Origin of the sequence: Kitasatospora sp. MAA4 (genome assembly GCF_029893355.1) — a bacterium.
Classification (GTDB): Bacteria; Actinomycetota; Actinomycetes; order Streptomycetales; family Streptomycetaceae; genus Kitasatospora.
The window spans coordinates 155,681-174,091 of record NZ_JARZAI010000007.1; the positions used below are offsets into that span (position 1 = coordinate 155,681).

Below are 18,411 nucleotides of genomic sequence, written 5' to 3' on the forward strand. Positions count from 1 at the left end.
GAGTGGACACGGACAGCTGGTGGGTTGGCATGCGCAGCGCACGGCAGTCCCGAGGCGAGATTCCCGGCGTCCAGGGCCCGCGGGGGGAGACGCACGGTCGGGCCGGCGCTCCCGGCGAGGCCAATTGCTGCGAGTCGCCGCCGGAGGTGCGCCCGGGCGCGGAGAGCGGCGAAGTATGGGAACCCGGGAGTCGCCCACTCCCGCAGTCTGGCGCCTGCGCGCACGGACCGCTACGTTGGGTGACGTTTGGGGGCTACTGCGGTAGTCAACGGGGATGGAGATTCGCGATGAACGGTTCGACTGGTTCCGGCCAATCTGACTGCGCATGCGGCGATTTCAGTGGGAATAGCAGCATTTGGCCGCCCTGCTGAGGCGGGGCTGCCACTCTGGTCGAGCGGCGCCGGGGTCGCCGTGCGGCGCCTGCGTCCCTTGCCGGGTCCGACCGGCAGGCCCGACCGCCAAGTTCGACCCAGCACCACGTCACGTCACGGCACGACCTTGTTCGACACGGCACCATCCGCACCAACGCACGACCATCCGGGCGGACCCGCACGGGTGGACCGCGAGAGGAGAACCCATGTCGCTCGACGTCTCACCGGCCCTATTGGAGAAGGCCGAGCGAGGCGACGTCGACGAGCGGGAGTTCGTCGACTGCGTCCGTGAGTCCCTGCCCTACGCCTGGGACCTGATCAGTTCGCTGGTGGCCCAGATGGGGGTCGACGGCACCGGCTTCGCCGACAACCACGTGCCGCCGCCCAGTGAGCAGGCGCGCGGCCAGCTGTTGCGCGCCCTGGCGAGCGACGCGATCCGGGGGGCCCTGCAGCGGCACTTCGGCGTGCGGCTGGCCTTCCAGAACTGCCACCGGGTGGCGGTTTTCGCCCCGGCGGACGACACCACCGAGGAGCGCTACCAGCGCTTCACCTCCGTCCGTGCCCAACTGCTCAACCAGTCCGAGGAACTGCGCGACTGTTGAGCCGTCCTGCGGTCGGCCCCGCTGGCCGGGGCCGACCACAGGCAGCAGCCTCAGGTCAGTTGGGGCAGCACCTCGGCCCCGAGCCGGGCGATGTTGTCGAGGGTGGCCTCGCGGTTGCCCGACCCCTCGGCGAGCAGCGCGAAGCGCCGGATCCCGGTGCGCTCGGCGGTGGCCAGCAGGCGGTCCGCGCACTGCCGCGGGGTGCCCACCGCGTGCAGGTCGCAGAGCAGTTCGGTGTACGCGTACGGGTCGCGCATCTTGCGCTCCCGGCCGTCCACCGTGCGGTGAGCGCCGAGCCCGTACTCGAACCACTCGGGCATCGCGCGCAGCAGCGTGGCCCGCGCCGCCGGCCCCCGGTCGGCGACCTGGCCGACGCCGGCCGCCACGTGCTCGCGTTCCACCTGGACCAGCCGCTCCTCGCCGCGCCCGGCCGCCCGCCAGGCCGTCCGGTAGGCGGCCAGCATCTGCTGCTTGTCGTCGTCCCCCGAGTGCATGCCGAGCAGCATCGGCAGCCCGCGCTCGGCCGCCAGTTTGACGCTGGCCGGCGAGGTGCAGGCGACCACCATCGGCGGCCCGGACGGCACGCCGGGCGCGCTGCGCCCGACCTCGGTTCGCTGGCGCGGGAACCGGGAGGCCGTACGGTCGTGCTCCAGGCCGAGCCAGTCCAAGAGTTCGGGGCCCGGGTGCCGGGCGGGCTCGTTGGCCCGGGGTACCACGGCGACCTCGGGGAAGCTGAACTGCGGCCCGTCAGCCCGGACCCGGGAGTCGCGCAGCCAGCGCAGCAGCAGGTCCAGACGCTCGGCGAAGCCCTCCTCGTACGCGGCGATCCCGCCGCCGAAGACCGCCAGGTCGATCCACGGCCCGCCGCGGCCGACCCCCAGCGTGAAGCGTCCGCCGGAGGTCAGGTGCAGCAGCGCCGCCTGCTCGCCCAGCGACACCGGGTGCGTGGTGGACAGCACGCTGACCGCGGTACCCAGCCGGATCCGCCGGGTGCGCCCGAGCAGCAGCGCGGCCAGCGTGGCGGCGTTCGGGCAGACCCCGTACGGGACGAAGTGGTGCTCGGCCAGCCAGACCGCCTCGAGACCGGCCCGCTCCGCAGCCGTCGTGGCGTCCACGGTCCGTTCCAGCGCGTCCGCGTGGGTCTGGCCGGGGAACTGCGCGGAGAGCAGGAAGGCGCCGACCCGAATGGCGTCGACGGCCGCCGGGTGGCTGCCGCCGCGCTCGACGGTCGGCAGCGCCGCCGGGTGGACCGCGGCCGGGACCCTTGGCGGAAGCGCCGCCCCGGACGGCGCAGGACCGGCCGCGCGCAGGGGCGGCCGGGCGGCGGCGTCGACGCGGGCGCTGGTGCTGGTCTTGGTCACGGGAAGTCCTCCTCGGGTGCGCGCAGGCTGTGCGAGCCCCGCCTTGTCACCACGTGACTAACCCATGTCATGTGCCAATGGCACGCGAATCCCCGAATTTCGCGGGGAAAGGGGTGGTTCTGCCGCAAAACGCCGGGGCATTCTGCCCAGGCATGGTAGAGGACTTGTAGCGGGGTCAGGTCGAAGGGCCGGGCCCGTACTCTGGATGCCGAACTGCTCAACCCGCCGAGAGGTGAACACCGTGTCTCCCCGTCGCAACCGGATCAGCAGTGCCGATCAGGGCGCCGAGCCGTCGGCACCGCTGGGTGGCTCGCTGCGGCGCACCGAGAGCTACCAGGGCGAGGAGTGGGTGGTGCAGACGGTCGCCGGGACGGCCGGCCGCTTCTACCGCTGCCCGGGCTGCGACCAGGAGATCCCGCCGGGCGTGGGCCACGTGGTCGCCTGGCCCTCGTACGGCGCGGGCGTGGAGGACCGGCGGCACTGGCACCGGGCCTGCTGGGGCGCGCGCGAGCGGCGCAGCTCCGCGATCCAGCGCGGCCGCGGGGCCCCGAAGTACTGAGAGCCGGTGTCTGCACCTGCTCTGACTCGGGGCCCCGCGGATCCTGCGAGCTGTCAGGCGTCGTGCCGCTTGAGCACCGCGGCCCCGCCGAGCAGCGCCGCCAGCGTCCAGGCGCCGCAGATGAAGAACCCGGCCACCCAGCCGTACGGTTCGCTCGGGGTGGGGAAGACCGTCAGCATCTGCTTCCCCGCGTAGTCCGGGAAGTAGTGCGCCACGTTCTTCACCTTGGGCACCGCCGACAGGATCGGCGAGAGCAGGAAGAAGAACGGCACCAGCACGCCGAGCGCGAGCGTCTGGTTGTGCAGCATCGCCGTCACGCCCGCGGAGAACAGGCAGAGCATGGTCAGGTAGACCGCCGCGCCGAACACCGCGCGCAGCACGTTCGGCGCGCCCAGCGTGGTGTGGTGGTCGCCCAGCAGCGCCTGGCCGAGGAAGAACGTGACGAAGGCCGTCAGCACCGAGATCAGCAGCGCCAGCGCGCCGATCACCAGGGACTTGGCGGTCAGCAGCGTGCCGCGCTGCGGCACGGCGGCCAGCGAGACCCGGATCATCCCGCTGCTGTACTCGTTGCCGACCGCCAGCACGCCGAAGACGATCATCGCGATCTCGCCGAGTCCGATGCCCGCGAAGCTGGTGGTGGTGGCGTCGAAGGGGGTGGTCTCGTTCTTGGTGAAGTCGGCGAAGTTGTTCTTGGTGAGCAGCGAGATCAGCGCGCCGAGGCCGACCGTCACCACGAAGGTCAGCAGCAGGGTCCACACGGTGGACCGGACCGTGCGGATCTTGGTCCATTCGGACTGCAGGATCGCGGGGAATGAGCCCATCTCAGTTCGCACCCTTCTGCTTCTTCTGCCGCTTGCCGGCCGGCGGCTGCCAGCCCGCTCCCCAGGCCCCGGCGGCGCCCGCCGCGTCCGTGACGCCGCCGTTCAGTGCGTCGCCCGCGTGGTACTCGACCGAGTCGGCCGTCATCTGCATGAACGCCTCCTCCAGCGAGGCGCGCTGCGGGCTCAGCTCGTGCAGCGTGATGCCGCTCGCGGCGGCCAGCTCGCCGATCTTGACGAGGTCGCCGTCGACCACCTCGTAGCTGCCCTCCGGGCCGGCCTCGGCGGTGATCGACTGCGTGGCCAGCGCGTCCAGCAGCTGCTCCGGGTGCGGGGTGCGGATCCGCACCGCGGAACGGGAGTTCTGCGCGATGAACTCGGCCATCGACAGGTCGGCGAGCAGTTTGCCGCGGCCGATCACCACCAGGTGCTCGGCGGTCAGCGCCATCTCGCTCATCAGGTGCGAGGAGACGAAGACGGTACGGCCCTCGGCGGCCAGCCGCTTCATCAGGTTGCGGATCCACAGGATGCCCTCGGGGTCGAGCCCGTTGACCGGCTCGTCGAACATCAGGATCTCCGGGTCGCCGAGCAGCGCCGAGGCGATGCCGAGCCGCTGCCCCATGCCGAGCGAGAAGCCTCGGGCGCGCTTGCGGGCCACCTCGGTCAGGCCCACCAGGGCGAGCACCTCGTCGACCCGGCGGATCGGGATCCGGTTGCTCTGGGCCAGCCAGAGCAGGTGGTTGTAGGCGGTCCGCCCGGGGTGCACCGCCTGGGCCTCCAGCAGCGCCCCGATGTACTTGAGCGGCTCGCTGAGCTGCCCGTAGTGCTTGCCGTCGATGGTCACCCGGCCGCTGGTGGGCCGGTCGAGGTCGAGGATCATCCGCATCGTGGTGGACTTGCCGGCGCCGTTGGGTCCCAGAAAGCCGGTGACGACCCCCTGAGGAACCTGAAAGCTCAGACCGTCCACCGCGGTCTTGTCCCCGTACCGCTTGGTCAGCTCGTGCAGTTCGATCATCGCTGCTCCCTGTCGCTCACTCTTCGTCAGGTTAGGACAGATCAGGCGACCGGGCGCGGCCTGTGCACCGTCAAGGTGTCGCCCTCTACGGTGGAGTCATGACTGAGCCCAGCGCGCTGGTCCTGCTCCATGCCTTCCCCCTGTCGGCCCGGATGTGGCAGGCCCAGCTCGACGCACTGCCGGGACCGGACGGCTCCGCGGCCCGGGTGCTGGCCCCCGACCTCCCCGGCTTCGGAGCGGCCGCGCCCCTACCGGACGCCCCCTCGCTCGACCTGCTGGCCGACGGCGTCGCCCGGCTGCTGGACAGCGCGGGGATCGACCGGGCGGTGGTCGGCGGGCTCTCGATGGGCGGCTACGTCGCGATGGCCTTCGCCCGCCGCCACCCCGGCCGGCTGTCCGGGCTGCTGCTGGCGGACACCAAGGCGAGCGCCGACACCGAGGCGGCGCGTGCCAACCGGGAGCGGATCGCCGCGGCGGTGCTGGCCCGGGACAGCGTGCGGCTGCTGGCGGAGGAGAAGCTGGAGACCACGCTGCTCGGCCCGGCAGCCGCGCCGGAGCTGGTCGCGGCGGTGCGCGCGCTGATCGCGGCGGCCACGCCCGCCGGTGTGGCCTGGGCGCAGCGGGCGATGGCGGCCCGCCCGGACTCCTTCGACGTGCTGGCCGGGCTGCGGGTCCCGGCGGCGGTGCTGGTGGGCGCGCAGGACGCGCTGACCCCGCCGGCCGACGCGCGGGCGATGGCGCAGGCGCTGCCGGACGCACGGCTGACGGTGATCGAGGGCGTCGGCCACCTCAGCGCCCTGGAGGCCCCGGAGGCGTTCAACACGGCCGTGCGGGAACTGCTGCGCCGGGTCTGACCGGAAGAACGCGAACGGGCCCCCACCGAGTCGGTGGGGGCCCGTCAGCGATGCGTCAGCGCGACTGCTGGGCGGGGACGCCCAGGGCGTCGTCCGTCGGCAGCGAGGCGGCGGCCACGGCCGCGCCGGTCAGCGTGGCGAGCATCTCGCGCACGTTGGTCAGCTGGGCGTTGATGCTGTCGCGGCGGTTGGTGAGCGCCGCCAGCTCGCGCTCGGACTCGCTGCGGATCCGGTCGGCCTTGGCGTTGGCGTCGGCCACGATGTCCTCGGACTGGCGCTGGGCCGTCTCCACCGTCTGACGGGCGCGGCGCTCGGCGTCGGTGCGCAGCTTCTCGGCCTCCAGGCGGAGCTGCTCGGCGCGGTGCTCGATCTCGGCCAGGCGCTTCTCGGCCTTGGCCTGACGGGCCGCCAGGTCGCGCTCGGACTGCTCGCGGCGCTTGGCCAGGTTGGTCTCGAACTCCAGCGCGGCCTGGGCGGCCTTGGTGCGGGTCTCCTCGAAGAGGGCGTCCGCCTCCTCGCGCTTGTTCTGAGCGTCCTTGTTGGCCTCGTTGCGCAGCTGGGCGCTGTCGCTCTTGGCCTTGTCGACGATCCGCAGACCCTCGTCCTCGGCCTTCGCCTTGCGGTCCTTGGCGTAGTTCTCCGCCTCGGAACGGACCTGCTGGGCGGCCGCCTCGGCCAGCTCGCGGTGCTGCTCGGCGGCGCGGTGGGCCTCCTCACGCAGGTCCTTCGCCTCCTCCTCAGCCAGGCGCAGGATCTTCTCGACCCGGGCACCGAGACCGGCGTACGAGGGCTCGGCGTCGCTGACCGCGGCCTGCGCGCTCTGCGTCTCCAGGTGGAGCTCCTCGATGCGCTTCTCCAGCGCGCCGATCCTGGTCAACGCGCTGTCACGGTCGGCCACCAGCTTGGTGATCCGCTCGTCTACCTGGGCACGCTCGTACCCACGGCGCACCAGGTCGAAGCCGTGAGGGGAGTGACTGTCGCTCATGGGGTTCTGGGCTTCCTGTCGTCAAACCGCTGAGGTGGTTGAGGGAATCCTGACACGTTACCGGAGTGTCTTCGGCAAAAAGCCTATGGCGGACGGACAATGTCCGCTCAATCGGGTGGTGTCCCTCCCGACCTGCCGCCACCCGAACGAGGGGCGCCCACTCCTGCGCCCGCCTTCGAGCCCCCGTTGTTCTTGCCCCCGCTGCCCCCGCCTGACCCACCGGACCCGCCGCTCGTCTCACGAGCGGCCGTCTGCTGGACCGGTGACGGTGCCTCGAACGCCTCCAGTGCGGAGAGCACGTCCTGCACCCGGGAAATCTCGGTGTTGATGTCCTTGCGCCGGCGCACGAGTTCGTCCAGCTCGCGCCGGCCGTCGTCGGTCACCCGCTGCGCCTCGGCCTTGGCCTCGGACCGCAGGCGCTCGGCCTCCTCGGCGGCCGAGCGCAGCTGCTCGTCGGCGTCCTCGGCGGCGGAGCGCAGCCGCTTGGCCGCCTCCGTCGAGGCCGCCTCGATCTGCTCCTCGGCCTCCTCGCGCGCGGCCTTGAGCCGGGCCTCGGCCTCGGTGCGCAGCTGCTCGGCCTCGGCGGTGGCGTCGACGAGCTTCTGCTCGGCCTTGGCCGTGGAGTCGGCGAGCTTCTGGTCCGCCTCCTTCAGCAGGCCCTCGGCCTTGCGGACGGCGGCGATCCGGACCTTGCTGGCCTCCGCCGACGCCTCGGACGTCAGCTCGGCGGCCCGCTCCTCGGCGGCCGCGACCAGCGAGGCGGCCAGCTCCTCGGCCTCGACGACGGCCGTCAGGGCCTGCTCCTCGGCCTCGGTCAGCTGCTCCTGAGCGGCCGTCACCAGGGCGTCCACCCGCTCGCCGGCCGACTTCATGGCCTGCGCGTTCTCCTTGCGGGCCCGCTCGTGCAGCGCCTCGATCTCGGCGTCGGTGCGCTCGCGCAGCTCCTCGGCACGCTCGCGGATCGCGGTGGAGTCCCGGCGGGCCTCGGAGAGCATCGCGTCGGCGTCCGCGCGCGAGCGCTCCACCTCGGCCTGCCCGGCCGCCTCGCCGGCCGCGACCAGGCGGTCCGCCTCCTTGCGGGCGGCGGCCACCATGGCGTCGGCCTGCTCCTCGGCGGCGGCGGTGGTGGCCAGCGCGGTGCTCTGGGACTCCTCGCCGAGCGCCTCGGCGTCGGCGAAGGCCTTCTCCAGGACGGACTGGGCCTGCGCGCGGGTCGCCGAGTCGTACTGCTCGGCCTGCTCGCGGGTGCCCACGTCGTAGGCGTCGGCCCGGGCCCGGGTGGCGACCTCGTACTCCTCCGCGAGGGTGCGCGTCGCGGACGCGAACTCCTCGGCCTCGGTGCGCAGTCGGGCCGCGTAGCGCTCCGCCTCGGCGACCGCGGCGGCGCTGCGCTCCTCGGCCTCGGCCAGCGTGCGGGCGGCCTGTGCCTCGGCCTCGGCCAGCGTGCGGGCGGCCTGTGCCTCGGCCTCGGCGCGGTGCCGGCGGGCGTCCTCCTCGGCCTGCCGGCGTTCGGCGTTGGCCTCGGTGCGCAGCTGCGCGTCGTACTCCTGGGCCTCGCCGTGCAGACGGGCCGACTCGGCCTCGGCCTCGGCGCGGGTCCGGGCGGCGAACTCCTCGCTCGCGGCGCGCAGCCGCTCGGAGTGCTCCTCGGCCTCGCTCTGCAGCTGGGCGGCGTACGCCTCGGCCTCCGCGGCCGTCCGGGCGGCGGCCGCGGACGCGGCCTCGCGCTCGGCCTCGGCCTCGGCGGTGGTGCGCTCGCGCAGCTCGGTGGTGTCCCGCTCGGCCTCGGCACGCAGCTGCGCGTCGAACTCCTGCGCCTCGGCCTGCACCCGGGCCGCCTCGGCCTCGGCCTCGGCACGAAGCTGGGCGCTCTCCCGGGCGGCGGTGTCGCGCAGTTCGGCCAGCTCCAGCTCGGCCAGCTCGCGGGCGTCGGCGGTCTCCCGCTCGGTGCGCGCGATCAGGTCGGCGACCTGCTGGGAGGCGCTCTCGTGCATGCCGGCCACCGACTGGCGGACGGCGGCGGACTCGTCCTCGGCGGTGGCGACCAGCTCGGTGGCGCGGGCGGTGGCGGCGGCGGTGAGGCCGGCCGCCTCAAGGCGGGCCTGTTCCAGCTGCTCGGCGGCCTCGGCGCTGAGCCGGGCGGCCTCCTCGGTGGCGGCGGCGCGCTCCTGGGCCGCCGCGCTGCGCAGCTCGGCGGCCTCCCGGGCGGCCTCGGCGGCCAGCGCCTGGGCGGCGGCCTCGGCCTCGGCGGTGACGCTGTCGGCAGCGGCCTGGGCCTGGTCGATCGCGCTCTCGGCGGCGGCCCGGGTCCGGGCGGTCAGCTCGGCGGCGGCGCTCTGCGCCTCGGCGGTGAGCGACTGCGCGGCGGCCTGGGCTTCGGCGGTGAGCTGCTCGGTGGCGGCCTGGGTACGGGCGGTCAGCTCGTCGGCCGCGGCTTGGGCCTCGGCCGTCAGCGTGCGGGCCGCGGTCTGCGCCTCGGTGCGCAGCGCCAGCGCCTCGGCCTCGGCCTCGCTACGGGCGGCCTCGGCCGCCGCGTCGGCCAGCTCCAGCTGCTCGGCGGCCTGGGTCCGCAGCGCCAGCGCCTCGGCCTCGGCCTCGGCGCGCACCCGGGCGGTCTGCGCCTCGGTGCTCTCGCGCAGCGCCTGGGTCTCGGCGGCGGTGCGCTCGGTCAGTTCGGTCGAGGCGATCCGGGCGGCCTCACGGGCGGCCTGAGCGGCCCGCAGCTGCTCGGCGACCTCCTCGCGCTCGCGCAGCAGGGCGGCGGCGGCCTCCTCGGCGGCCCGCCGGCTCTCCTCGCGCAGTGCGTTCGCGGTCGCCTCGGCGTCGGCGCGCAGCGCGTCGGCGGCGGCCTGCGCCTGAGCGGTCAGTGCCTCGGCGGCGGCCCGCGACTCGGCCTCCCTGGCTTCGGCTGCGGCCTGTGCCTCGGTCTGCAGGGCGGTCGCCTCGGCCTGCGCCTCGGCCCGCACCCGCTGGTCGAACTCGGTTGCCTCGCGCCGCAGTTCGGCGGTCTCCCGCTCGGCGGCGGCCCGGTTCTCGGCGGCCGCGGCCTTGGCGGCGGCGACCGCGTCGCGGTGCTGCTGCTCGGCCGCGACGGTCAGCTTCTCGGCCTCGGAACGGGCTCGGCCGAGCATCTGCTCGGCCCGGGCCTGCATCTGCCCGACCTGCTCCTTGGCCTCGGTGCGCAGCCGCTCGACCTCGACGCCGGCGCCCGCGCGCAGCTCGTCCGAGTCGGCCTTGGCCTTGGTCAGCAGCTCCTCGGCGTTCTTGGCCGACTCCTCTATCTGGACCACGGCCTGCCGGCGGGCCTCGCCGCGCACCTTCTCGGCGTCGGCCGAGGCCTGCGCCCGCAGCTCCTCGGCCTCGGCGCGCAGCCGGGCGGCCTCGTCCTGCATCTGCTCCATGCGGGCGCGGATCCCCGCGGCGTCGTCCAGCGCGGCGTTCTGCGCCTGCTCAACGGACTCCTGGGCCTGCTCGCGCAGCCGCTCCGCCTCGGCGGAGGCCTCGCTGCGGATCCGCTCGGCCTCGGCGGCGGCCTCGGCCCGGGTCGCCTCGGCGTCCTGCCCGGCCCGGGCGAGCGCCTCCTCGGCGCTCTTGGCGGCCTTGGCGAGGTGCATGGTGGCGTCCTTGGCGCCCTCGGCCCGGCCCTGCTCGCGGGCGTCGGCGCGCAGCGCCTCGGCGGCGGCCTCGGCCTGCGCGCGCATCTCGGCGGCCTCGGCCTGCGCGGCGGCCCGCAGCTCGGCGATGGAGGCCTCGGCCTCCTGGCGCAGCTGGGCGGCGACGGACTGGGCCGCGCCGCGCAGCCGCTCGCTCTCCTCGGCGGCGGCGGCCTTGGCGGCCTCCGCCTCGGCCTGGGCGTTGTGGGCGCGGGCCTCGGCCTCGGCGGCGGTGGCCCTGATCCGCTCGGCCTCCTTGGTGGCGTTGGCGACCATCCGGGCCACCTCGGCCTTGGCGGTCTGCGAGCGCTGCTCGCCCTTGGCCTCGCCGTCCGCGACCCGCTGCTCGGCGACCGCGGCCGCGTCCGCCTGCAACTGCTCGGCGGCCAGCGCCGCCTGGGCGCGCAGCTCGCCCGCCTCCAGGCGGGCCCGCTCGGCCTCCGCCCGGGCCTCCTCGCGCAGCCGCTCGACCTCGGCCTGGGCCTGCGCGAGCGCCGCCTCGGCCTGCTGCTGCGCCTCGACGGACTGCTGCTTGAGCTGGGCGATCTCGCGCTGTGCGGCGGCCAGCTGCTGCTCGGCGGCGGCCTGCGCCCCGGCCAGCTGCTGCTGGGCCTGGTTGGCGGCGCTGCCGCGCAGCTCCTGGGCCTCCGCGTTGGCCTGCTGGGCCTGCTGGGAGGCGGCGCGCAGCAGGCGCTCGGCGTCCTGCTGGGCGCGCAGCAGCGCGGCCTCGGCGGCGGCCTGGGCCTCGCCGCGGGCGGCGTCCACGTCGGCGGCGGTCTGCGCCCGGGCCTGGTCGGCCAGGGCGGCGGCCGAGGCGCGGGCGGCGGCGACCAGGCGTTCGGCCTCGGCCTGGGCGTCCTGGAGCAGGCGCTGGGCCTCCTGCTCGGTGCCGGCCCGGGTCTGCTCGGCCCAGTTGACGTTCTCCTTGACGTGCCGTTCGGCGCTGCGGCGCAGCTCCGCCAGCTCGTCGTCCATCTGCCGGCGGCGGGCCTGGAGCTCGGCCTCCAGCCGGGCGGTGCGCTCGGCGGCCTCGGCCATCAGTCGCTGGGTGGCGGCCTGGGACTCGCGCAGCTGCCGTTCGGCGTCCGCGCGCAGTTGCTGGGCCTGGAGTTCGGCGGTGCGCAGGAGCTGCTCGGCCTGGCCGGAGACGGCGTCGAAGGCGCGCGGCTGTGCAAGCTGCCGACGAGATTCGTGCAGCTTGGCCCGGAGCACCTCCACCTGGTAGGCGAGGTCCTCGGCATGCTCGGCGGTCTTGTCCCGCTCCTTGCGAAGCCGCTCCATGTCGGCTTCGAACTTGGAGAGGTGATCGTCAACCTCGTAGCGGTCGTTGCCCCGCACTGCGCGGTCCCATCCATCTCCTGGTCGCGTCCTCGACCCGCGCGGCCCGAAAGGCGGCCTCGGGAGAGGCCGGCCGCGCTGGTCCTTGCATCCGCGGCCAGTCCCGTACGGGACCGGCTGTTCGAACGCCCCCGATGCCGGGGACGTCCGCCACGGTCGGAGCCCTGGCGGGTGGCGCGCGGCCGTGACCGCGCTCCGCCGACCGGGTGGACTCCTGGGCGAACTCTTGCCTTCTGGAGAATGGTGACAGATCCGAACACCGGCTTGCTCAGCCGTGCCCCGGATACGGACTCCCCTACGACCGGGACCGACTGTCACTGGTCAGTCTTCCCCGCCCTTGGCCGTGCCTGCCGGGCTGCTCCTCGCGGAGGCCGTCACGCACCTGGGCATTGTAGTGGGCCGAAGCGGGACTTTGACCGCCGAGTCCGGCACTCGCGCAGGTTACCGGCCGGTCAGTGGCCCGCCTGCGGGTCGGCGGAGGTGACCAGCTCGGTCAGCACGCCGCCGCAGTCCTTGGGGTGCAGGAAGGTGATCCGCGAGCCCATCGAACCGATCCGCGGCTCCTCGTAGAGCACCCGGACGCCCTTCGCCTTGATGTCCGCGGCGTCGCCGTCGACGTCGGCGGTCCCGAACGCGATGTGGTGCACGCCCTCGCCGTTCTTCGCCAGCCACTTGGCGACCGTGGAGTCCTCGCGGGTCGGCTCCAGCAGCTGGAGGTACGAGGCGCCGCCGTCGCCGGTGTCGTTGATCTTCAGCATCGCCTCGCGGACGCCCTGCTCCTCGTTGACCTCGCTGTGGTACACCTCGAAGCCGTACGTGGCACGGTAGAACTCGACAGTCTTGTCGAGGTCGAAGCAGGCGATGCCGATGTGGTCGATCCGGGTCAACACAGGAGCCTCCAGGGGTCGGGTTGCAGTCAGTGCAGCGCACAACGGGCCCGCCGCGCCACTGGGCCGTGTGCGAGCCTGATCACACCGTTGCTCCGGTGACGCCCGGGTTACGGGTCAGTACATTGAGCTGCATCCCTCTCCCCGGGCCCTGCTGCTGCCGCTCCAAGCTCCGCAGGACTCGCTGGCCAAGACGTGCGAAGGGGCTCGTTCCATGCCTACCGCTTCCACCGCTTCCACCGCTACTACTTCCGTCATCGTCGCCGGCGCCCGCACCCCGATGGGCCGCCTGCTCGGCTCGCTCAAGGGGTTCTCGGGTGCCGAGCTCGGCGGCTTCGCCATCAAGGCCGCCCTCCAGCGGGCCGGTGTGGCGGGCGACCAGGTGCAGTACGTGATCATGGGCCAGGTGCTGCAGGCCGGCGCGGGCCAGATCCCCGCCCGCCAGGCCGCAGTCAAGGCCGGCATCCCGATGAACGTCCCCGCGCTGACCATCAACAAGGTCTGCCTCTCGGGCCTGGACGCCATCGCGCTGGCCGACCAGCTGATCCGCGCCGGCGAGTTCGACATCGTGGTGGCCGGCGGCCAGGAGTCGATGACCAACGCGCCGCACCTGCTGCCGAAGTCCCGCGAGGGCTACAAGTACGGCTCGATCGAGATGCTCGACGCGATGGCCTTCGACGGCCTGACCGACGCGTTCGAGAACATCCCGATGGGCGAGTCCACCGAGAAGCACAACACCCGCCTGGGCATCGCCCGCGAGGTGCAGGACCACCTCGCGGCCCTCTCGCACCAGCGCGCCGCCGCCGCCCAGAAGAACGGCGTCTTCGACGCCGAGATCACCCCCGTGGAGATCCCGCAGCGCAAGGGCGAGCCGGTGGTCTTCTCTAGGGACGAGGGCATCCGCGCCGAGACCACCGTGGAGACGCTGGCCAAGCTGCGCCCGGCCTTCGACAAGGCCGGCACCATCACGGCCGGCACCTCCTCGCAGATCTCCGACGGCGCCGCCGCGGTGGTCGTGATGAGCAAGGCCAAGGCCGAGGAGCTGGGCCTGAGCTGGATCGCCGAGATCGGCGCGCACGGCAACGTCGCGGGCCCGGACAACTCGCTGCAGTCGCAGCCGTCCAACGCGATCAGGCACGCGCTCTCCAAGGAGGGCATCGGCGTCGAGGACCTCGACCTGATCGAGATCAACGAGGCCTTCGCGGCGGTCGCCTACCAGTCGATGAAGGACCTCGGCGTCGGCGAGGAGAAGGTCAACGTCAACGGCGGCGCGATCGCGCTCGGCCACCCGATCGGGATGTCCGGCGCCCGGGTCGTGCTGCACCTGGCGCTGGAGCTCCAGCGGCGCGGCGGCGGCGTCGGTGCGGCCGCGCTGTGCGGCGGCGGCGGCCAGGGCGACGCCCTGATCGTCCGGGTCCCCAAGGCCTGACCCACCCCGTAGCCCCACCCGGCCGGTGCCTCGCGACTGCGGGGCACCGGCTTTGGACCGAGGAGACCCAAGCGCCATGATCGATGTGCCGACCCTGGTCGAGCAGGCCCGCGAGGGGCGCCCGCGCGCGGTGGCCCGGCTGATCTCGCTGGTCGAGAACGCCGCCCCGCAGCTGCGCGAGGTGATGGCCGCGCTCGCCCCGCACACCGGGCGGGCGTACACCGTCGGCCTGACCGGTTCGCCGGGCGTGGGCAAGTCGACCTCGACCTCCGCACTGGTGTCGGCCTACCGGCGCCTGGGCAAGCGGGTCGCGGTGCTGGCGGTGGACCCGTCCTCGCCGTTCTCCGGCGGCGCGCTGCTCGGCGACCGGGTGCGGATGCAGGACCACGCCACCGATCCGGACGTCTTCATCCGCTCGATGGCCACCCGCGGCCACCTGGGCGGGCTCTCCTGGGCGGCCCCGCAGGCGCTGCGGGTGCTGGACGCGGCGGGGTGCGACGTGATCCTGGTGGAGACCGTCGGGGTCGGCCAGTCCGAGGTGGAGGTGGCCGCGCAGGCGGACACCACGGTCGTGCTGCTGGCGCCCGGGATGGGCGACGGGATCCAGGCCGCCAAGGCGGGGATCCTGGAGATCGGCGACGTCTTCGTGGTCAACAAGGCCGACCGGGACGGCGCGGACTCCACCGCCCGGGAGCTGGGCCACATGCTCGGCCTCGGCGAGTCCCGCGAGCCGGGGGACTGGCGGCCGCCGATCCTCAAGACCGTGGCCGCCCGCGGCGAGGGCGTCGACGAGGTGGTCGAGGCGCTGGAGAAGCACCGCGCCTGGCTGGAGGCGGGCGGCGAGCTGGCCGTGCGCCGACGGCGCCGGGCGGCCGAGGAGATCGAGGCGATCGCGCTGGCGGCGCTGCGCTCGCGGATCGGCGACCTGCACGGCGACCGGCACCTGGACGCGCTGGCCGAGCGGGTGGCCGCCGGGCAGTTGGACCCGTACGGCGCGGCGGACGAACTCGTGGCCGGTCTGACGGACCGCTGAGCCTCGTGGGGGCCTAGCCGCGCCCGCGCAGGCCGCGCAGGTGTTCGGCGATCGGTGCGAGCGCCTCGTACATGGCGTCCAGCTGGTCGCTGTCGAAGCGGTCGATGAAGTGCGCGCGGACGCTGCGGACATGGTCCGGTGCGACCTTCTGCATGGTCTCCCAGCCCTGGTCCGTCAGGTTGGCGTAGAGGCCTCGGCGGTCGCCCGGACACTCCTGGCGCAGCACCAGACCGGCGCTCTCCATCCGGGTGATCTGGTGCGAGAGCCGGCTCTTGGACTGGAGGGTGGCGGTGGCCAGGTCGGTCATCCGCATCCGCCGCTTGGGCGACTCGGAGAGCACCACCAGGATCTCGTAGTCGTTGCTGGCCAGGCCGTGCGGCTGGAGCTCGCGGCCGAGCTGGTACATCAGCAGCTGACTGACCTCCAGATGGGCACGCCAGAGCCGCTGCTCCCGGGCGTTCAGCCAGGGGGTGTCGTCCGGAGCGGTGGCGGCCGGCGGGGCCTGGGCTTCGGTCGGCTCAGTGGCGTGCGTGTCCATACCGTCCATGATACGCAATATTGTTCAATTTTCTACAAAACTAGAGTCCGAAGCGTCGGCCCAGCTCGCCGAGGTTGCCCAGGCCCGGGACCTGGAGGTTCGGCAGCTGCTGGCCGCCGCCGGGGTACTGGCTCTGGTAGCCCTGCTGCGGCAGGCCGCCGCCTGGGATGCCGGGTTCCGCGTCCACCCGTCCCACCGGCCGCTCGGCCATCAGGACCTCGCTCGACTGCACCAGCACCTGCCCCGCACCGACGAACTCGAACTGGTGCTCCTCGCCGGAGGCGCCGCCCAGCCCGGTCAGCCGGCGCAGCCCGCCCAGCACGCCGTGCAGGTACTGGTGGTCGTAGTGGTGGCAGGGGGCCGGGCAGTCGGCCCAGCCGACCAGTGCCTGCGGATCCACTCGAACGGGTGGCTCCATGAAATGCACCGGACCGTTCGACGCCGCGACGAACTTCCCCGTGCCCAGCAGGGTGAGGAAGCCCGGGATGATCGACTGCTTCAGCGCCAGGGTCGGCTCGAAGGCGAGCAGGTTGCCGGAGCGGACGGTGAGATTGCCCTGGTCCAGGTCGTAGGAGTTCAGGTCGAAGGCCCGGTCAGCCAGCACCATCTTGCCGCGCCCCTGGGCGACCACCCAGTCCGCCGCGTGCAGCGGGGAGTTGAACTGCTGCCCGAGCAGTCGGTCGAGCGCGCCGTGGCCGACGCCCTGGAAGCTGATGTCGCCGTAGTAGGCGACCATCTTGCCCTTCTGCAGGAAGTAACTGCCGTTCAGCTCGACCGAGAAGGCGTACGGGTTGACGTTGTCGTTGGCCGGGAGGCTGTACGCGTCGTACGTCTCCATCAGAGCTTCTCCTCGCTCGCCTGCACGTAGACGGTGCCCTGCCCGGACAGCTCCAGCTGGAACGCCTCGCCCGAGCCACGTCCGATCATGTCGCGCCAACCCAGCGCGCTGGACAGCCTGTTGGTGACCTCGCCGCGGTGCGCGACGTACGCCTGCGGGTCGACGTGGACCGGTCGGCCGGGCGTGATCGGCAGCTCGAAGACGCCGCCGTGCGCCATCACCGCCACCGAGCCGTGGCCGGACAGCCGGGTGGTGAAGAGCCCCTGGCCGGTCACCTGGCCCCGGACGATGCCCATCACCCCGCCCTGCGAGCCCATGAACAGGGTGGACTGCTGGAGCGTCCCGTCGAAGGCCAGCAGTCGGTCCGCCTCCACGCACAGCGTGTCGCCGACCAGGTCGACCACGTGGACGTGGTGGCCCCCGTGGCCGAACAGCACGGTGCCGCGCCCCTCGACGGTCATCAGCGGGGTGTCCTCGCCCGCCACCCGGCGCCCGATCATCGACATCACGCCGCCCTGGCCGCCGGTCAGGTTCGGCGTGAAGCTGACCTCGCCGCGGTAGCCGAGCATCGCGCCGCGCTGGCTGAACATCCGCTGGCCGGGCTGGATCGGCGCCTCGACCATCTTTCCGTTGATCTTGTGGAACGGCATCAGACGTCGCCCCCGAAGGTGATCTTCTCGGAGGGCTGGACGTAGACCAGGCCCTCGCCGGTGAACTCCGCCTGGACCGCCTCGCCGCCGCCCTCGCCCATCAGCGTGGTCCAGCCCGCGCCGGACCGCAGGCTGCGGTTGAGGTTCCCGGTGTGCGCGACGTACGCCCCCGGGTCCACCCGCAGCGGCATCCCCTGCGACACCCGCAGGATCACGGCGGGCCCGTTCGAGGTCACCGCCGCCCAGCCGGACCCCTCCACCCTGGTGGTGAACAGGCCGTCGCCGGACGCCATCCCGTTCAGGCCGGTGAAGGTGGTGCCGGTGCGCAGGCCCGCCTCGGTGCACAGCAGGTTGTCCGCCTCGACGTGCAGCGCCTCGCCGTTCAGCCGCACGAGGTTGATCTCGGTGGCCTGGGCGGCGAAGAAGCAGGTGCCGTTGCCCTGGACCTCCATCACCGTCATCTGCTCGCCGGTCAGCCTGCGCGTCACCATCCCGCGCAGGCCCTCGCCGCCGCCGGTGAGCTTCTTGAACGTCATCTGCCCGGTGTAGGCGACCATCGAGCCGTTGCGGGCCCTGACGGCGTCACCCGCCAGATCGACGGCGAGTACCCGGGAACCCTGGAGTCGGAACTGTGCCACCCGGTGAAGATACGCCAGGCGTCCGTCAGACGGTTCCGGCGGCCGTCTCGACCTCCAGGAAGGAGGCCGAGTGGCGCTCGGCCTCGAAGGCCTCGACGCCGCCGCGCAGGCCGAAGAGGCGCTTGGAGACCAGGATCCAGAGCACCGCGAGGACGTTGAGGAGCAGCGTGGCGATCTTGAACGCGCTGACCTTCTCGGTCAGTTCGTAGACCTCCAGGGGAAGGAAGGCGGCGGTGGCGATCACCGTCAGGTACTCGGCCCAGCGCCGGCCCAGCCACAGGCCCACGCCCTCGACCAGCTCGATCAGCGCGTAGGCCAGCAGGGCCGCGGCGACGATCACCAGGGTGTTGTGCCGGTAGTCGAAGGTCTTGCGGATGGTGTCGACCACGGGGGAGTGGTCGAGGTCGTAGTGGAAGTGGTCGGCGACCGGCTTGAAGGCCGTCAGGTCCTGGTCGAACAGGTCGCGCACGGCGTTCTGGCTGTTGGAGAACTTCCACACCGCCCAGGCGGCCAGGATGATCAGCACACCGCGCAGCACCCGCTCGACGGCGAGGAAGCGCAGGATGAAGAGGTCGCGCAGGGCCTTGCCGCGCGGGACCAGCGGGGCGTTCGCGGCCGGCCCCGAGCCGTCCGGGGCGCCGAGCGCGAAGTCGCCGCAGCGCAGGCACCGCCAGGCGTCGCCGAGCGCGGTGGCGGCGTGCAGCCGCTCGCGCAGGTGCGACTCGGACGGGGCGTAGGTGGTGTGGCCGCGCTTGGCGCAGGTCCGACGATCCCAGTCCCGCTTGAACATGGTGGTGCTCCCCCAGGTCGGTGCATGCGCGCCGGGCTCGGCCGCGCGGGAA

16 protein-coding genes are annotated in these 18,411 nt (G+C 73.4%); 5 read left to right on the forward strand and 11 right to left on the reverse strand.

The genetic code is table 11. The features are described 5' to 3' along the window. Nucleotides 1-577 precede the first annotated feature (577 nt). Nucleotides 578-973, forward strand: coding sequence for an SCO5389 family protein (locus P3T37_RS12330; RefSeq protein WP_280723582.1), 396 nt, complete (start codon nt 578-580; stop codon nt 971-973). A 50-nt stretch (nt 974-1,023) separates the two neighbouring features. On the opposite strand, the gene P3T37_RS12335 is transcribed toward P3T37_RS12330, so the two are convergent. Next, a complete protein-coding gene (locus P3T37_RS12335) occupies nt 1,024-2,160 on the reverse strand; it encodes an LLM class flavin-dependent oxidoreductase (RefSeq protein WP_280723672.1) in 1,137 nt (378 codons plus the stop codon). A 415-nt stretch (nt 2,161-2,575) separates the two neighbouring features. On the opposite strand from P3T37_RS12335, the gene P3T37_RS12340 reads away from it, so the two are divergent. Continuing rightward, nucleotides 2,576-2,893, forward strand: a complete 318-nt coding sequence (locus P3T37_RS12340; RefSeq protein WP_280723583.1) for an ATP/GTP-binding protein — start codon at nt 2,576-2,578, stop codon at nt 2,891-2,893. A gap of 53 nt (nt 2,894-2,946) precedes the next feature. Here P3T37_RS12340 and P3T37_RS12345 read toward each other — a convergent pair whose 3' ends face one another. Both P3T37_RS12345 and P3T37_RS12350 read right to left on the reverse strand, forming a co-directional pair. Further along, nucleotides 2,947-3,714: an ABC transporter permease subunit gene (locus P3T37_RS12345; protein WP_280723584.1), complete on the reverse strand. Its 768-nt coding sequence runs from the start codon at nt 3,712-3,714 to the stop codon at nt 2,947-2,949. A gap of 1 nt (nt 3,715) precedes the next feature. After that, nucleotides 3,716-4,726 (reverse strand): ABC transporter ATP-binding protein, encoded by a 1,011-nt coding sequence (locus tag P3T37_RS12350; RefSeq protein ID WP_280723585.1) that lies wholly within the window; start codon nt 4,724-4,726, stop codon nt 3,716-3,718. A gap of 98 nt (nt 4,727-4,824) precedes the next feature. Here P3T37_RS12350 and P3T37_RS12355 point away from each other — a divergent pair, with 98 nt between their 5' ends. Next, complete coding sequence (locus P3T37_RS12355; protein WP_280723586.1) at nt 4,825-5,580, forward strand: alpha/beta hydrolase; 756 nt, start codon at nt 4,825-4,827, stop codon at nt 5,578-5,580. 55 nt (nt 5,581-5,635) lie between these two features. On the opposite strand, the gene P3T37_RS12360 is transcribed toward P3T37_RS12355, so the two are convergent. From P3T37_RS12360 to mce, 3 genes are all read right to left on the reverse strand, one after another. Continuing rightward, entirely contained in the window at nt 5,636-6,565 is a 930-nt protein-coding gene (locus P3T37_RS12360) for a cellulose-binding protein (RefSeq protein ID WP_280723587.1), read from the reverse strand. 107 nt (nt 6,566-6,672) lie between these two features. Then, on the reverse strand, nt 6,673-11,556 hold the full coding sequence (locus P3T37_RS12365; protein ID WP_280723588.1) for a hypothetical protein: 4,884 nt from the start codon (nt 11,554-11,556) through the stop codon (nt 6,673-6,675). Between the two features lie 452 nt (nt 11,557-12,008). Further along, nucleotides 12,009-12,446: a methylmalonyl-CoA epimerase gene (gene mce / locus P3T37_RS12370; protein WP_280723589.1), complete on the reverse strand. Its 438-nt coding sequence runs from the start codon at nt 12,444-12,446 to the stop codon at nt 12,009-12,011. Between the two features lie 211 nt (nt 12,447-12,657). Here mce and P3T37_RS12375 point away from each other — a divergent pair, with 211 nt between their 5' ends. After that, entirely contained in the window at nt 12,658-13,872 is a 1,215-nt protein-coding gene (locus P3T37_RS12375; RefSeq protein ID WP_280723590.1) for an acetyl-CoA C-acetyltransferase, read from the forward strand. Between the two features lie 76 nt (nt 13,873-13,948). After that, nucleotides 13,949-14,905 (forward strand): methylmalonyl Co-A mutase-associated GTPase MeaB, encoded by a 957-nt coding sequence (gene meaB / locus P3T37_RS12380; RefSeq protein WP_280723591.1) that lies wholly within the window; start codon nt 13,949-13,951, stop codon nt 14,903-14,905. A gap of 13 nt (nt 14,906-14,918) precedes the next feature. Here meaB and P3T37_RS12385 read toward each other — a convergent pair whose 3' ends face one another. The 5 genes from P3T37_RS12385 to P3T37_RS12405 are packed head-to-tail and all read right to left on the reverse strand — an operon-like array spanning nt 14,919 to nt 18,359. Beyond that, nucleotides 14,919-15,443 carry a MarR family transcriptional regulator gene (locus P3T37_RS12385; protein WP_280723592.1) on the reverse strand — a complete coding sequence of 175 codons (525 nt, stop codon included), beginning with the start codon at nt 15,441-15,443 and terminating at the stop codon, nt 14,919-14,921. 40 nt (nt 15,444-15,483) lie between these two features. Continuing rightward, nucleotides 15,484-16,281 (reverse strand): AIM24 family protein, encoded by a 798-nt coding sequence (locus P3T37_RS12390; RefSeq protein WP_280723593.1) that lies wholly within the window; start codon nt 16,279-16,281, stop codon nt 15,484-15,486. Then, complete coding sequence (locus P3T37_RS12395; protein WP_280723594.1) at nt 16,281-16,931, reverse strand: AIM24 family protein; 651 nt, start codon at nt 16,929-16,931, stop codon at nt 16,281-16,283. Before P3T37_RS12395 ends, P3T37_RS12390 begins: the two co-directional genes overlap by 1 nt. Then, nucleotides 16,931-17,569 (reverse strand): AIM24 family protein, encoded by a 639-nt coding sequence (locus P3T37_RS12400; protein ID WP_280723595.1) that lies wholly within the window; start codon nt 17,567-17,569, stop codon nt 16,931-16,933. Before P3T37_RS12400 ends, P3T37_RS12395 begins: the two co-directional genes overlap by 1 nt. 25 nt (nt 17,570-17,594) lie before the next feature. Further along, the gene (locus P3T37_RS12405) at nt 17,595-18,359 is read right to left on the reverse strand and encodes a DUF2127 domain-containing protein (RefSeq protein ID WP_280723596.1); all 765 of its coding nucleotides are present in this window, start codon (nt 18,357-18,359) and stop codon (nt 17,595-17,597) included. Between the last annotated feature and the right edge of the window lie 52 nt (nt 18,360-18,411).

Excerpts from the sequence above, each read along its gene's own strand:
- P3T37_RS12330 (WP_280723582.1), top strand. The coding sequence starts at position 578 with ATGTCGCTCGACGTCTCACCGGCCCTATTGGAGAAGGCCGAGCGAGGC.
- P3T37_RS12345 (WP_280723584.1), bottom strand. The coding sequence starts at position 3,714 with ATGGGCTCATTCCCCGCGATCCTGCAGTCCGAATGGACCAAGATCCGC.
- P3T37_RS12350 (WP_280723585.1), bottom strand. The coding sequence starts at position 4,726 with ATGATCGAACTGCACGAGCTGACCAAGCGGTACGGGGACAAGACCGCG.
- P3T37_RS12355 (WP_280723586.1), top strand. The coding sequence starts at position 4,825 with ATGACTGAGCCCAGCGCGCTGGTCCTGCTCCATGCCTTCCCCCTGTCG.
- P3T37_RS12360 (WP_280723587.1), bottom strand. The coding sequence starts at position 6,565 with ATGAGCGACAGTCACTCCCCTCACGGCTTCGACCTGGTGCGCCGTGGG.
- P3T37_RS12375 (WP_280723590.1), top strand. The coding sequence starts at position 12,658 with ATGCCTACCGCTTCCACCGCTTCCACCGCTACTACTTCCGTCATCGTC.
- meaB (WP_280723591.1), top strand. The coding sequence starts at position 13,949 with ATGATCGATGTGCCGACCCTGGTCGAGCAGGCCCGCGAGGGGCGCCCG.
- P3T37_RS12385 (WP_280723592.1), bottom strand. The coding sequence starts at position 15,443 with ATGGACACGCACGCCACTGAGCCGACCGAAGCCCAGGCCCCGCCGGCC.
- P3T37_RS12390 (WP_280723593.1), bottom strand. The coding sequence starts at position 16,281 with ATGGAGACGTACGACGCGTACAGCCTCCCGGCCAACGACAACGTCAAC.
- P3T37_RS12395 (WP_280723594.1), bottom strand. The coding sequence starts at position 16,931 with ATGCCGTTCCACAAGATCAACGGAAAGATGGTCGAGGCGCCGATCCAG.
- P3T37_RS12405 (WP_280723596.1), bottom strand. The coding sequence starts at position 18,359 with ATGTTCAAGCGGGACTGGGATCGTCGGACCTGCGCCAAGCGCGGCCAC.